Origin of the sequence: Arthrobacter sp. OAP107 (assembly GCF_040546765.1) — a bacterium.
Lineage (GTDB): Bacteria > Actinomycetota > Actinomycetes > Actinomycetales > Micrococcaceae > Arthrobacter.
Genome location: NZ_JBEPOK010000001.1, coordinates 3696934 through 3711682, shown reverse-complemented (window position 1 = coordinate 3711682; position 14749 = coordinate 3696934). Strand labels below are relative to the sequence as shown.

Genomic DNA, 14749 nt, shown 5'->3' with positions numbered 1-14749 from the left:
ACCGGCCAGGGGCGGCATGCCTGATTTGTGTGACGCGGCAGGCCAGGGTCCTCCTGGCAGGGCCACCGCACGCCTCCGTCGAGGCAGTACGCCCCCACTTCAGCCTCCACGTGACTAACCCCGGTTACGGCAGCGGCGTTAGGCGGCAGCTCCCTGAAAGTACTTCTCGATCAATCCTTTGATGTCGTCGTGGCAGCCGCCGCAGCCGGTGCCGGCCCGGGTGGAAGCGGAGACCTCGGCCACGGTGGAGCAGCCGCCGGTGACGGCGTCGGCGATCTTGCTGCCACTGACGCCTGCGCAGCGGCAGACGGTGGCCTCGGGGTCGTTGGAGGCACCGGCCGGCGCGAGCTGGTCGGGTCCGTCGAGGCGCAGCAGCAGGGACCTGTCCGCGGGCAGCTCGGCGCCGCGTTCGAAGAGCTGCACCATCTCTCCCGCGGTGCGCGGCATCCCCACGCTGACCAGGCCTTCCAGCACTCCGCCGCGGGTGGTCATCTTGACGTAGCGGCCGTGCTCAGGGTCGGCCCACTGGGCGATTTGCAGGCGCGGCCTGCCGTTGATGGCCCCGGCGGTCAGGACTTCCTCATCCCACGGTTCTGCGGAGTTCTCTCCGGCCACGGCCATGTTCATGCCGCGGGCCTTGAGCACGATGACGCCGGGCTTTTCCTGGGGGAGCGGGGGCAGTGAGTCGGCGTCCTCAGCGGAACCCCCGGACAGCAGCAGGAGGTATTCGGCGAGCCATTCGGCCTGCCGCCAGCCGGGTCCCACCAGGCCGGACGGCCCCCGCGCGGTGCGGCACTCGACGCAGGCGGGATCCGGACAGCGGACCTCGGCGCAGTCGCCGATGGCGAAGATGTGCGGCTCGTGGTGCGCGCGCAGCCGGTGGTCCACCAGGATGCCCGTCCCGGTGGAGAGCCCGCAGCCCTCGGCAAGCTCAGTGCGCGGGCGCACGCCGCAGGAGAGAACCAGCAGGTCCCCGTCGATCGCCGATCCGTCGTCGAGCAGCAAAGCCGAGAAACCGCCGTCGGGAGCGTTGTGCTCAATGCCTGTGGAACGGGCGTTGCCGGCCACCCGGACACCGCAGTTGCGCAGGCTCGCCGCCAGCACGGCGCCGCCGCCGCGGTCGATGTTCCGGCCCAGGGGGTGGGGCCCGTTGTGCACCACCGTGACCGTGGCGCCTTCCTCCGCGGCCGCGAGGGCAGTCTCGAGACCCAGCACGCCGCCGCCCAGCACCACCACGCGCTGGCGGCCAGCCACCGCCTGGCGCAGAACTTCGGCGTCGCGGAGGTCGCGGAGCGCGGTGACACCCGGCGGGAGGACAGGCGCGGCAGGGTCCGGGTTCAGGCCCGTGAGGTTGGGGATCACGGGCCGCGAACCCGTGGCGAACACCAGGCGGTCATAGTGGGCGGAGGTGCCGTCGGAGAGGAGGACGGACTGCCGGGCGCGGTCCACGCGCCTGACCTTCACGCCCAGACGGACGTCCACGCCGTCGGACGCCAGGGCCGGGGCGTCGGCGAGGGCCAGCGCCTCGGGGGTGGTGCGGCCGACCCCGAGGTCGGCCACCAGCACGCGGTTGTAGGCGGCCTCGGTTTCCTGGCCGATGACCGTCAGCCCGATCTGCCCCGCACGCTGTGCCGGCAGCAGTTCATCGACCAGCCGCGCGGCCACCGGACCAAATCCGACAATTACAATCTGCTCGCTCATGAGGCCTCCGCTGTTTGAAGAAGACTGGTGGCGGGGGTGGCCGCTGCCAGCCGGACCCATACCTTGTTGAACTTGAACTCGGGCATCCCCGAGATGGGGTCCGTGGCCGCTTCCGTCAGCCGGTTCGCGCTCTCCAGTTCGGGAAAGTGGAACGGCAGGAAGACGGTTTCAGGCCGGATGGCGGTGCTGAGCTCGGCCCGGCAGACCACCTCGCCGCGTTCGTTGGCCACCGATACCTCCGCGCCGTCCGTGATGCCCATGGCCGCGGCGGCGGCCGGGTGGATCTGTACCCTGGCCTCAGGCTGCGAGGCCAGGAGTTCCGCCACCCGCCGCGTCTGGGCGCCCGACTGGTAGTGCTCCAGCAGGCGGCCGGTAATGAGGGTCATGGGCTTGGCCGCCGGAGCTGCGCTGTCCCGGCCGGGGTTTGCAATGGGAGCACGACGGCGGCGCGGCGCCACCGGGGTCATGACCGCCTTGCCGTCGGCGTGGGCAAAGCTGTCCAGGAACATGCGCGGGGTTCCGGTGCTGCCGGCGGGGTAGGGCCAGTACGCAGCCGCGCCGCTGTCCAGCATGGCGTAGTCGATGCCCGAGTAGTCGGCCGCGCCGCCGGCAGATGCCAGACGCAACTCCTCGAAGACCGTTTCCGGGTCGTCGCTGTAGGTGGACGGTGCCTCGAGTGCCTCGGCCAGCCGGGCCATGATCCACAGCTCGCTGCGGGCCCCGGCGGGCGGCTGGATCGCCTGGCGGCGGCGGAGGACGCGGCCTTCGAGGTTGGTCAGCGTGCCTTCCTCCTCGGCCCACTGCAGCACCGGCAGGACGAGGTCGGCCTCGGCCGCGGTCTCGGACATGAAGAAGTCGCAGACCACCAGGAAGTCCAGGCTGCGGAGCCCGCGGATGACAGCGTTGGCGTCCGGCGAGGCGACCGCGATGTTGGAGGCATGCACGAAAAGGCACCGGACGCCGTCGGGCTGTCCCAGTGACCTGAGCAGCTGCACGGCCGGCAGGCCGGGGCCCGGGATGAGCGACTCGGGGACGTTCCAGACCTTCGCCATGTGCGCGCGGGCGGCGGGGTCGGTGATCTTGCGGTAGCCGGGCAGCTGGTCGGCCTTCTGGCCGTGCTCGCGGCCGCCCTGGCCGTTGCCCTGGCCCGTGAGCGTGCCGTAGCCGCTGCGGGCGCTGCCGGGCAGGCCCAGCAGGAGGCTGAGGTTGATGGCCGCCGTAGCGGTGTCCGTGCCGTCCACGTGCTGTTCCACGCCGCGTCCGGTGAGGATGTAGCTGCCGCCCTGGCTGGCGCCGCTGGCCAGCCGCCGGGCCGTCTCGCGGATGAGCTCGGCGGGCACGCCGGTGATGGACTGGACCCGCTCCGGCCAGTAGGCGTTGACGGAGCGGACCACGGCGTCGAAGCCGGTGGTGCGCGCCTGGATGTAGTCGGCGTCGAGGAGGCCCTCGTGGATCACCACATGGGAGAGGCCCAGCAGGAGCGTGAGGTCAGTGCCCGGAAGGGGCTGCAGGTGCAGGCCGCCGTTGTTGGAGGTGAATGCGGCCGTGGCGGAACGCCGGGGGTCCACCACGATGAGGCCGCCGGCGTCGCGGACGCCCTGCAGGTGCTGGACGAACGGCGGCATCGTCTCGGCGACGTTGGAGCCGAGCATCAGGATGGTGCTGGCCGTGTCCAGTGCCTCAAGCGGGAAGGGCAGTCCGCGGTCCAGGCCGAAGGCCCGCATGCCCGCGGCAGCCGCGGACGACATGCAGAACCGGCCGTTGTAGTCGATCCTCGAGGTGCCCAGCGCGAGCCGGGCGAACTTGCCCAGCTGGTATGCCTTCTCGTTGGTGAGGCCACCGCCGCCGAAGACGCCCACGGAGTCCGCACCGTACCTGGCGCGGGCGTCCTTGACGGCGGCGGTGACGCGGCCCAGTGCCTCGTCCCAGGAGACGGGGCGGAAGACGCCATCGGGCCCCTTGAGCATGGGCTCGGTGACGCGTCCGGGGTGCTGCAGGAGCGAAGCGGACGTCCAGCCCTTGCGGCAGAGGCCGCCGCGGTTGGTGGGGAAGTCACGTCCGTTCACTTCGAGGGCCAGCCCCTCGAGTGCCGGCGCTGCCGGCACGGGGGCTGGCCCCGGCTGCGCAGCCGGGGCCAGGCCCGTTGCGGCCGAAGCCGCCGGGGACTTGAGCGTCATGGCGCACTGCAAGGCGCAGTAAGGGCAGTGCGTGTCGGCGCTTTTGGTCATGTTAGACGTGTCCCATCGCATTTCGGTTGGCGTTGCGGATGTAGCAGAACCAGCAGACGGTCAGCATCAGGGCGTACGCTCCGACGAACCCGTAGAAGGCCGGGACGTAGGAGCCGCTGGCGGTGTTGGAGGCATTGAGCACCTGCGGAATGACGAACCCGCCGTAGGCGCCGATCGCGGAGATCAGGCCGAGCGCCGAGGAAGCAAGGCGCTGGGTCTGCACCGAGCTGGCCCCGGAGCGGGCCGCGCGGCTGGAGGTCGCGAAGATCACCGGGATCATGCGGTACGTGGCGCCGTTTCCGAAGCCGCTGGCCGTGAACAGCATCAGGAAGAGAACCAGGAAGAGCCAGAAGTTCTTCAGCGGCAGCGTCCAGATCATCGTCAGGGTGATCGCGGCCATGGCGGCGAAGGCCGCCACGGTCATCCGGGCTCCGCCCATGCGGTCAGCCATGCGGCCGCCGTAGGGGCGGGTCAGCGAGCCGACCAGAGGGCCGAGGAAGGCCAGCGAGAGGGCCACGGCGCCGACGGAGATGGAGGAGAAGGCCGGGAAGTAGTCCTTGATGAGCTTGGGGAAGACGCCGGCGAAGCCGATGAACGAGCCGAACGTTCCGATGTAGAGCAGGGCCATGACCCACAGGTGGGGTTCCTTGATCGCCGCGAGGGATCCGGCAACGTCGCCCTTGGCGCTCGTGAGGTTGTTCATGTACTTGTAGGCGCCGAACGCTGCCAGGAGGATCAGCGGTACCCACATCAGGCCGGCAACGGGGAGGTTGGCGGTCCCGGCGGCGAGCAGCGTGATGGCGATCGGGACGGCAAGCTGCGCCACGGCTGCGCCGAGGTTGCCGCCGGCGGCGTTCAGGCCCAGGGCCCAGCCCTTTTCACGGGCCGGGTAGAAGAACGTGATGTTGGCCATGGAGCTGGCGAAGTTGCCGCCGCCGAAGCCGGCAAGGGCAGCGACGAGGAGCATGACGCCGAACGGTGTCTCTGGGTTTGAGACGCACAGTGCGAGCCCGATGGAGGGAATGAGGAGGAGCAGGGCGGAGACGATGGTCCAGTTCCGTCCGCCGAACCGCGGAACCATGAACGTGTAGGGGATTCGGAGCGTGGCCCCGACGAGGCTCGGCATGGAGATCAGCCAGAAGATCTCGGAGGTGCTGAACGTGAATCCGGCGGCGGGCAGCTGGACCACCACGATGGACCACAGCTGCCAGACGACGAAGCCAAGGAATTCGGCGAAGATCGACCAGTTGAGGTTGCGGCGCGCGATGGAGCGGCCCCGGGATTCCCACTGGTGCTTGTTCTCGGCGTCCCAGTTGGCGATCCAGCGTCCGGGACGCTCTTCAAGGGCCGGTGCCTCGGTGGTTGTGGCAGCGGCAAGATCGAGGGAATTGTGGGTTCCGGCGTCTGCGGTGCGGTCAGCAGTCACGGTATACCTCCTTGGGGAATGTTGTCCTTCCAAGGTAGGGATGGCGCGTTTCGCAGACGGTCGCTGTTTGTTAACGTGCTGTGACATTTGCCTATCAGCCCCCGGCGGGCGGCGTTAGGCTTGTCGGACGACCTCATGCTGAGACAACCCGAAACGTCCGTATGCTGAACTCACTTGTCCGTTCAATGGACTTCGGGAACTAAGATTGAACTCTGTTTTATCCCTGTTTGGAGGGGCTTCCGAGCGGGGTCCGTCCAGTTCTCATGAAAGCGTCCCCACATGTCATCCACTGCCACCTCGCACTCCGGCTCAGCCAAGCAGGTGAACTCGCGCGGCCGCGTGATCGTCGCAAGCCTTATCGGCACCACCGTCGAGTTCTACGACTTTTACGTGTATGCCACCGCCGCGGTGCTCGTCTTCCCGAAGCTGTTCTTCCCGGGCCAGAATGAAACCACCCAGTTGCTGAGCTCCTTTGCAGTCTTCGGCGTCGCGTTTATCGCCCGCCCGCTCGGGTCCGTGGTCTTTGGCCACTTCGGCGACAAGTTCGGCCGCAAGGGCACCCTGGTGGCTTCCCTGTTGACCATGGGTATTGCCACGTTCCTGATCGGCTGCCTGCCCACGGCCACAGTTCCCGGGTGGGAGTTCTGGGCTCCCGCGCTGCTGGTGGTCATGCGCTTTGCGCAGGGCCTGGCCCTTGGCGGCGAATGGAGCGGCGCCGCCCTCCTGGCCACCGAGAACGCCCCGGCCAACAAACGCGCCATCTACGGCACGTTCCCTCAGCTGGGCGCACCCATCGGCTTTGTCATTGCCAACGTGATCTTCCTGGTGGCCAGCTACACCCTGGCTCCGGCCGCCTTCGAAGCCTGGGGCTGGCGGGTGCCGTTCCTGCTGAGCGCCGTCATGGTGATCATCGGGCTCTACGTGCGGCTCAAGCTCATCGAAACACCGGCGTTCACCAAGGTCCTTGAATCCAACGAAGTGGCCAAGCTCCCCATCGGCCGGGTCTTCAAGACCAGTTGGTGGCCCCTCATTTTGGGCACGTTCATTATGTTGGCCACGTACGTGCTGTTCTATCTCATGACCACGTTCACGCTGACTTACGGCACACGCCCGGCCACCCTGGAAGCGGCCAAGGCAGCTGCGGAAAAGGCAGGCAAGCCGATGACCGAGGCCGCGGCCGCTGCCTTTGTCCCAGGCCTGGGCTACACCCGCAACGACTTCCTGTGGATGCTGATCGCGGGCGTGGTGTTCTTCGGCATCTTCACCCTGGTCTCCGGCCCGCTGGCCGAAAAATATGGCCGCCGCAAGATGCTGCTCGCCGTCACCGCGGGCATCTTCGTCTTCGGACTGCTGTTCGTCCCGCTGTTCAGCGGCGGCTTCGTGGGCGCCATGGCCGTGCTGATCCTCGGCTTCACCCTGATGGGCCTCACTTTCGGCCCCATGGGCGCGCTGCTGCCGGAGCTGTTCCCGACCAACGTCCGGTACACAGGATCCGCCGTGAGCTACAACGTCTCCAGCATCCTCGGCGCAGCGCTGGCGCCCTTCATCGCCGTGTGGCTGTGGGAAACGGCGAAGGGAAGCCCGGTGCTCGTGGGCGTGTACCTCAGCGGCGCGGCTGTACTGACGCTGGTGGCCCTCTTCCTGAGTAAGGAAACCAAGGACCTGGACTACGAGAACAACGTGGCCTGATTCCTGGCCGGCAAAAATGCCCGGTGTGGATTTTCCGCACCGGGCATTTCTTATGCTGTTTTTCAGTGTCGGCCGCTCAGTATTAAGTCGACTTAGTCTTCGATCGTTGCGATGACGGCGCCCGCAGCCACCGTCTGGCCCGCCGCGGCGGACAGTCCGGTGACAGTGCCGGCACGGTGTGCGGTAAGCGGCTGCTCCATCTTCATCGCCTCAAGCACGACGACGAGATCACCTTCGGCGACGACGTCGCCGTCGGCCACTGCCACCTTGACAATCGTTCCCTGCATGGGGGACGTCAGGGCGTTGCCGCCTGCGGCTGCGGTGGCGCCGGCGGTGCGGCTGCGCTTCTTGGACTTGGCCGGCTTCGCGCCGGCGGCTGCCGGCCCGCTGAAGCCGAGGCTGGCGGGCAGTGCCACCTCCAGGCGCTTGCCGCCCACTTCCACCACCACGGTGCGGCGCTCAGCGGCGTCCTCACCCTCTGGTGCGGCGCCGTTGGGCGTCCAGGCGGCAAGGTCGTTGACGAACTCGGTTTCAATCCAGCGCGTGTGGACGCTGAACGGACCCTCGGCCGGCGCGAACGCCGGGTTGCTGACCACGGCAAGGTCGAAGGGGATGACGGTGGGGATGCCTTCCACCACCATTTCCTCGAGGGCGCGGCGGGCGCGTTGCAGGGCCTGCGGACGGTTCGCGCCGGTGACAATCAGCTTGGACAGCATCGAGTCGAAGTTGCCGCTGATGACGTCGCCCTCTTCGATGCCGGAGTCAATGCGGATGCCGGGGCCGGTGGGGTTCTTCAGGGTGCTCACGGTGCCCGGTGCCGGCATGAAGTTGCGGCCCGGATCCTCACCGGTGATGCGGAACTCGAAGGAGTGGCCGCGGACCTCGGGGTCGCCGTAGCCCAGCTCTTCGCCCCGGGCCAGGCGGAACTGCTCACGGACCAGGTCGATGCCGGTGACTTCCTCGGAGACGCAGTGCTCCACCTGCAGGCGGGTGTTGACCTCGAGGAAGGAGATGGTGCCGTCCTGGCCCACGAGGAACTCGCACGTTCCGGCACCGAGGTAGCCGGCTTCCTTCAGGATGGCCTTGGACGATTCGTAGAGGCGCTCGTTCTGCTCCGCCGTCAGGAACGGGGCCGGGGCTTCCTCCACGAGCTTCTGGTTGCGGCGCTGGAGTGAGCAGTCGCGCGTGGAAACCACAACCACGTTGCCGTGGGCGTCGGCGAGGCACTGGGTTTCGACGTGGCGCGGTGCGTCGAGGAACCGCTCGATGAAGCACTCGCCGCGGCCGAAGGCGGCGGTGGCCTCGCGGACGGCGGAATCGAAGAGCTCGGGGATTTCCTCGCGGGTGCGGGCCACCTTGATGCCGCGGCCGCCGCCGCCGAAGGCGGCCTTGATGGCCACCGGCAGGCCGAACTTGTCCGCGAATTCGAGGATTTCCTCGGCAGATTCAACGGGGTCGGCGGTGCCGGGCACCTGCGGGGCGCCCACCTTCTCGGCGATGTGGCGGGCCTGGACTTTGTCACCGAGGGCGGAGATGGATTCCGGCGAGGGACCGATCCAGGTGATGCCGGCGTCGATGACTTTGGCCGCGAACTGGGCATTCTCGGACAGGAAGCCGTAGCCGGGGTGGATGGCGTCGGCGCCGGACTGGCGGGCCACTTCGATCAGCTTGTCCATCACGAGGTAGGACTCGGCCGCAGTGTTGCCGCCCAGGGCGTACGCTTCGTCGGCGAGCCGGACGTGGAGGGCGTTCCGGTCAGGATCGGCGTAGACGGCGACGGAGGCGATGCCCTCGTCCCGGGCTGCGCGGATGACGCGGACGGCGATTTCACCGCGGTTCGCGATCAGAACCTTGGTGATTTTTGACTGCACTGGACCTGCGGACTGCTCCGGCTTTACTGACAAGGCGTCTCCTTCTTTCCTTCAGGGAGCCTAGCCTGAATTTGAGGATTCCGCTGATATTACTGGCGGAATCCGCGTGTAAGAGGCCCGGCCTTTGTAGGGAAGCTACAACTCACCGGGATTTGCCGAGTCGGGCAGGTCCTGCCAGAACTCGGTGATGCTCACGTTCGCCTGGGCCAGCAGAGAGCGCAGGGTGGATACCGACAATCCGACGACGGCGTGCGGGTCGCCGTCGACTTTCCGGATGAAAGCGCCGCCCAGGCCGTCGATCGTGAAGGAGCCGGCGCAGTGGAGCGGTTCGCCGGTGGCGATGTAGGCGTCGATCTCTGCGAGCTGCATCTCCATGAAATGCACCTCCGCGGAGGCGACGCTGCCCAGTGTGGCCCCGGAGCCGCCGTCTTCGTCGGTGTCCCGGCAGTCCACCAGCCAGTGGCCGGTGTGCAGGATCCCGCTGCTGCCGCTCATCCGCAGCATCCGCTGGCGGGCCACGTCTACGGTGTACGGCTTGCCGTGCGACTCGCCGTCGAACTCAAAAACCGAATCGCAGCCGAGCACCAGGGCCCCTTCGGCTTCCGGAAGCGAGGCGACGGCCTCCGCCTTGGCGCGGGCCAGGAGCAGGGCGGTGTCGTGCGGATCGGTGACGCCGTAGCGTTCCTGCACGGCCTCCTCGTCGACGTCGGACACGAGGACCTCGTGTTCGATGCCGGCCTCAGTCAGGAGCTTGGTGCGGGCGGGGGACTGCGAGGCAAGAATGAGGCGGGTCACGGATCCAGCCTAATTCATCCCAGCGAAGCAACGCGGGGTCACTTACGGCCCAATCGGAGGGCATTTATGGGCGCTAAGTGACCTCGCGTTGCTTTGGCCGGCGGGAACCTCCTACCGGGCGCCCGCCTCCGCGGGCTCGGCATCCGGTTCGGCGTCGGGCTCGGCTGCGGTTGCCGGGGCAGACTTGCTGAGCTTCGCCCCTTCGACGTCGACATCCGGCAGGATGCGGTCCAGCCAGCGCGGCAGCCACCAGGCCTTCCTGCCGAGGAGGTACATGACCGCCGGGACGATCGTCATGCGCACCACGAAGGCGTCAACCAGCACTCCGAACGCCATCGCAAAGCCGAGCGGCCGGACCATATTCAGGTGCGAGAAGATGAAGCCCGCGAAGACGCTGACCATGATGATCGCGGCGGCTGTGACCACCGCGGAAGCGTGGCTGAAGCCGGAGCGGACGGCATGCTTCGCGGACTCGCCGTGCATGAAGGATTCACGCATGCCCGAGGCGATGAACACCTGGTAGTCCATGGCCAGGCCGAATAGCACGCCGATCAGGATGATCGGCAGGAAGCTCAGCACGGCGCCGGGGTTTTCGACGCCGAACACCGCGCCCAGCCAGCCCCACTGGTAGACCGCCACCACCGCGCCGAAGGCGGCCGCCAGCGACAGCAGGAAGCCGCCGGTCGCCAGCAGCGGCACCACGATGGAGCGGAACACCAGCAGCAGCAGGACCAGCGACAGCCCAACCACGATGGCCAGGTACGACGGCAGCGCCTCGCCCAGCTTCGAGGACACGTCGATGTTGCCTGCCGTCTGGCCGGTGAGTCCGATGCTGACCCCGGTGGAGTCCGCGATTTTGGCGCGCTCGGCGCGGATGCCGGACACCACGTTGACGGTGCTCGCGCTTGCCGGCCCCTCCTTCGGGATGACCTGGAACACCGCGGTCCCGCGGTCCTGGCTCAGTGCCACCGGAATGGCGGCGGTGACGTTCTCCGTCTCCCGCAGGATGTCCGCGACGTCCAGCTGCTTGGCCGTTGCTTCGGTCTCGCTGAGGCCATCCGGGAAGTCGCCCACCACGATGATCGGTCCGGTCATGCCTTCGCCGAAGCTGCGCCTGGTGGCGTCATAGGCCTTGAAAGCCTGGGAATCGACAGGTTCGGAGCCGCCGTCGGGCAGGGCGAGCCGCAGCTGGGCGGCGGGCAGGGCCATGCTGCCCAGCACCAGGACCCCGGCCAGCATGGCCAGCACCGGGTGCCGGGTGACGAGGCCGCCCCAGCCGTGGCTATTGCGGTGCTCGTCCTTGGCGCGGTCCTCGGCCGCACTGTTGGGGTCGGCGTTGTGCCTCTGCGCCTTGGCCCATGCCCGCCCGGAGATCAGCCTCGTACCCACCAGGGAGAGGATGGCCGGGGTCAGTGTCAGGGCGACGAGGACGGCGACAGCAACGGTCCCCGCCGCGGAAACGCCCATGACTCCCAGGAAGGGCAGCCCCGGAACCACCAGCGCCGCGAGGGCGATGATGACCGTCAGGCCGGCAAAGAGCACGGCATTGCCGGAGGTCCCGGTGGCACGGGCCACGGACTCCTCGGCGTCCATGCCTGCCAGCAGCTGCCCGCGGTGGCGGTTTACGATGAACAGCGAGTAGTCAATCCCGACGGCGAGGCCCAACATGAGGGCGAGCATCGGCGAAATGGAACTCATATCGATGAGGCTGCTCAGCGCCATGGTGCCGCCGACGCCCACCGCCACGCCGATCACGGCCATCAGCAGCGGCAGCCCGGCGGCGGCGAGGGTGCCGAGCATGATGATCAGGACCAGTGCCGCCACGGCGATGCCGATGATCTCGGCCACGCCGAAGATCTCGGAGACGTCCTCGCTGATCTCCTTGCTGGGCAGTGCGGTAACCCCGGCCGTGGAGACCTCCTGCACGATGTCCTGGACTTCCTGGCGCACCTTGGGGTCCAGCCCGTTGATGGAGGTCCTGAACTGGACCTGGGCAATTGCAGCCTTGCCGTCCTCCGAGACGAAACGCAAACCCTGCGACGCTTCGACCTGGCGCTTGGCCAGTGCCAGCCTCGCGTCACCTGCCTCCAGTGCCTTGGTTCCGGCGTCGAGCTTTGACTGACCGGCGGCCAGCTGGGCTTTCTGCTGGCCCAGCTGGGCCTCGATGGCTGACGCCGGGAGCCCGGCCGCGGTCATCTGCGCCTCGGCCGCGGCCAGCTGTTCCTTGCCGGCGGCCAGTTCGGCGGCGGCCTTGTCCAGCTGGGCCTTGCCCGCGGCTGCCTTGGCTTCGCCGCCGGCCAGATCCTTGGCCGCCTGGTCCAGCTGGGCCTGTGTGGCGAACGGGTCGACGGTTCCCCGGACGTCCGGAAGGGACTCAAGCTTGGTCAGGGCAGCGGACACCGCGTCCCTGCCGGCCTGGCTGAACCGGGCGCCTTTTGCCTGGAAGACCACCCCGGCCGACCCGCCGGATGACGCGGGCAGCTCCTTCTGGAGCCTGTCCGCCATCCGCTGGGTTTCTGTGCCGGGAATCTGGAAGTTGTTGGACAGCGTGCCGTGAAAGGCTGCCGCCGCGCCGCCGACTGCCAGCAGGACCGCCAGCCAGAGGGAAATGACGAGCCAGCGGTGACGGTAGGAAAACTTGCCAAGGCGGTACAGGAGAAGTGCCATGTCAGGACCGTTCTGCGTTGCGGGTGGAGGATTTGGCGGAAGACTTCTTCGGATCCGCCGGCGGCCATGCGAAGCCGGAACCGAGCAGGCCCATCGAATCGATGAGCAGCTGGCGGAGGATGGCCAGCGACTTGGGGGAGAGGTCGGGTCCGCAGCGGCGGAACCAGACGTCCATGGCCGCCTTGCCGCAGGAGACGACCGAGCCGGCGAGGGCCCGGACGTAGAGCTCGTCCTGGTCCGTACCGGGTCCCTGTTCAGTGCCCGCGTCCTGCTCAGTGCCGGGGTCCTGTTCAGTTCCGGGGATCCGCGCGGAACGCTCGCGGGCAGCGGCAACGATCTGCTCGGTGCAGTGGTCCCACGCCTCGAGTTCGGAGCGCGCCATCAGCGGGTTGCCCTGGGTCAGTCCGAACAGTTCGGCCAGGGGGGCCACTGTCATGGGATCTGCCAGAGCAACCAGGGCGGCGCGGGCGGACTCGAGGATGGGTTCGTCAGCGGGACGCCGGCGGAACTGTTCGAGGGCGCTGTCCAGGAAGCCGTGGGTCACCGACGCGATGGCGGCTTCCGTGCTGCTGAAGTAGTTGAAGAAGGTCCGGCGGGAGATGTCGGCCGCCTCGGCAATGTCCTCGACCGTGAAGTTTCCGGGGCCGTGCTGCCGCAGCAGCGCGAGTGTTGAGCCGGTTATTGCCTGTCTGGTGGCGGCCTTATTCAGCTCGCGCCGGGAGACGGGCACCTCGGCGTCACCAGGGACAGGCGCGGGTAGAGGGGTCGGGGAGGAAGTGGAAGTGGGCACTCAGTTACACTACGTGCAACTTTGCACTCTGCGCAACTGGTGGAAGTGGCTCGCGGCTTGGGCGGCAAAATTCACAGCGTCTTCACAGCCGGACAAAAGCAGTTCTTGAGGAGGAGGGTGCATCCTGTTGTCGTAGCCGGCACGGCGGCAAAGATGCCTCAAGGCCGGCGGATCGAGGAGCGGACCATGGAGCGTTCAAAGAAAGTGGCTCTCGGACTGGGCGCGACTGCCTTGGCACTGGGCACCGGATTCGGTGTCACCGGAATGGCAGCCACAACAACAGGGACTCCCGCGCCTACCCCCACATCAAGCAGCCCATCCAGCGGTCCCACCGACGCGCCCCGTTTCGATAGCGGCCGGCACGGGCACGGTCATGGATATGGACGCGGTCACGGGGTCCTCAAGGGGGACGTCGCGGCGCTCGCGGCCAAGCTGGGCGTGGATCAGGCCAAGCTGGAAGACGCCCTGCGGACATTCCGCCAGGCAAACCATCCGAACGGCCCCCGCACCAACGGGGCCAGACCGGACAAGGCAGCCAGGGAGGCGGCGCTGGCAGCCTCGCTGGCCAAGTCACTGGGCATTGATGAAGCCAAGGTCAAGGCCGCGCTCGAGGAACTCCGTACCCAGGCGCAGGCCGACCGTGCGGCAGCACTGAAGGGCCGGCTTGATCGGGCGGTGAAGGACGGCACGCTCACCCAGGCCGAAGCTGATGCCGTTACGAAGGCCGTGGAAAAAGGTGTGATCGGCGGCCGGTAGCATCGCCAGGCTGGACGAACTACCCGCCGGATCCAGCGTGCGGGCGGCCTGTCAGCTTGTCCGGTCGACGGCGGCGAGGATTGCCGCTCCGAGTTCCGCAGGCTTGGTGAATTGGGGCCAGTGCCCGGTGGGCAGGTCCACCAGTTCCACATCGCGGATGCGGGCGAGCTCCTCAACGTAAGGGTGCCCGGCGTCCATCCACTCAGTCAGCAATGAGGACGGGAACTCGCAGGCGATCACCGTGGCAGGGACGTCGTAGCGGCGCACATCGTGAAGGTGCTGCCTGTCGCAGGCCACGGCCTTTGGCTGCGGGATGGACCGTTCACGGAATGCTTCCCTCAGGCCGTCGTCAAGGTCGGTGAGGTCGGCGTCGTCGAACACGTCCCAGGAAGGAAGGGGGATCTCATCTCCGTCGGCCGGCAGTTCATCATTGATGACGCCGCCCTCGCCGAGTGGTCCGCTGTCCACGTAGACCGCCCGGACGACGCGGTCCGGGCGCTCGTCCACGGCGCCGTGGATGATGGCGCCGCCACCGGAATGGCCGACGAGGACCAGCGGGCCCTCAATCCCGTCAATGGCTTCCACCACTGCGTTGATATGGTCGCGGAGCCCGATGCCGGAACGCTTGGCGTCCTTTGCCTCGAGCCCCGGGAGGGTCAGTGCATGGATCTGGTGGCCGGCCTCCACAAGCGCGGGAGTGACGCCGGACCACGATGAACCATCGAGCCAGAAACCGGGAACCAGAATGATGTCCATGCCGGTACCCTACCCTTGCTCCCTGCCGCCCGGGCCCATTTCGGCGGCCGGAGTTGGGCAGCCAGACTTA

10 protein-coding genes are annotated in these 14749 nt (G+C 67.8%); 2 read left to right on the top strand and 8 right to left on the bottom strand.

Translation table 11 applies throughout. The features are described from left to right. Positions 1–138 precede the first annotated feature (138 nt). The 3 genes from ABIE00_RS17020 to ABIE00_RS17010 are packed head-to-tail and all read right to left on the bottom strand — an operon-like array spanning position 139 to position 5355. Positions 139–1701: an FAD-dependent oxidoreductase gene (locus ABIE00_RS17020; RefSeq protein WP_354261897.1), complete on the bottom strand. Its 1563-nt coding sequence runs from the start codon at positions 1699–1701 to the stop codon at positions 139–141. Beyond that, positions 1698–3929, bottom strand: coding sequence for a molybdopterin oxidoreductase family protein (locus ABIE00_RS17015; protein ID WP_354261896.1), 2232 nt, complete (start codon positions 3927–3929; stop codon positions 1698–1700). Before ABIE00_RS17015 ends, ABIE00_RS17020 begins: the two co-directional genes overlap by 4 nt. A 1-nt stretch (position 3930) precedes the next feature. Next, complete coding sequence (locus tag ABIE00_RS17010; protein WP_354261895.1) at positions 3931–5355, bottom strand: MFS transporter; 1425 nt, start codon at positions 5353–5355, stop codon at positions 3931–3933. 279 nt (positions 5356–5634) lie between these two features. Here ABIE00_RS17010 and ABIE00_RS17005 point away from each other — a divergent pair, with 279 nt between their 5' ends. Continuing rightward, positions 5635–7044 carry an MFS transporter gene (locus ABIE00_RS17005; protein ID WP_354261894.1) on the top strand — a complete coding sequence of 470 codons (1410 nt, stop codon included), beginning with the start codon at positions 5635–5637 and terminating at the stop codon, positions 7042–7044. Between the two features lie 92 nt (positions 7045–7136). On the opposite strand, the gene ABIE00_RS17000 is transcribed toward ABIE00_RS17005, so the two are convergent. The 4 genes from ABIE00_RS17000 to ABIE00_RS16985 all read right to left on the bottom strand — a co-directional run bounded on the left by ABIE00_RS17000 (position 7137) and on the right by ABIE00_RS16985 (position 13107). Continuing rightward, on the bottom strand, positions 7137–8948 hold the full coding sequence (locus tag ABIE00_RS17000; RefSeq protein ID WP_354261893.1) for an acetyl/propionyl/methylcrotonyl-CoA carboxylase subunit alpha: 1812 nt from the start codon (positions 8946–8948) through the stop codon (positions 7137–7139). A 102-nt stretch (positions 8949–9050) separates the two neighbouring features. Next, positions 9051–9710, bottom strand: coding sequence for a Maf family protein (locus ABIE00_RS16995; protein WP_354261892.1), 660 nt, complete (start codon positions 9708–9710; stop codon positions 9051–9053). A 111-nt stretch (positions 9711–9821) separates the two neighbouring features. Next, the gene (locus ABIE00_RS16990) at positions 9822–12377 is read right to left on the bottom strand and encodes an MMPL family transporter (RefSeq protein WP_354261891.1); all 2556 of its coding nucleotides are present in this window, start codon (positions 12375–12377) and stop codon (positions 9822–9824) included. Between the two features lies 1 nt (position 12378). Further along, positions 12379–13107, bottom strand: coding sequence for a TetR/AcrR family transcriptional regulator (locus ABIE00_RS16985; protein ID WP_354263401.1), 729 nt, complete (start codon positions 13105–13107; stop codon positions 12379–12381). A 246-nt stretch (positions 13108–13353) separates the two neighbouring features. Between ABIE00_RS16985 and ABIE00_RS16980 the strand changes: the two genes are divergently transcribed. Continuing rightward, complete coding sequence (locus ABIE00_RS16980) at positions 13354–13923, top strand: hypothetical protein (RefSeq protein WP_354261890.1); 570 nt, start codon at positions 13354–13356, stop codon at positions 13921–13923. A 51-nt stretch (positions 13924–13974) separates the two neighbouring features. Here ABIE00_RS16980 and ABIE00_RS16975 read toward each other — a convergent pair whose 3' ends face one another. Further along, the gene (locus ABIE00_RS16975; RefSeq protein ID WP_354261889.1) at positions 13975–14679 is read right to left on the bottom strand and encodes an alpha/beta fold hydrolase; all 705 of its coding nucleotides are present in this window, start codon (positions 14677–14679) and stop codon (positions 13975–13977) included. Positions 14680–14749: the final 70 nt, after the last annotated feature.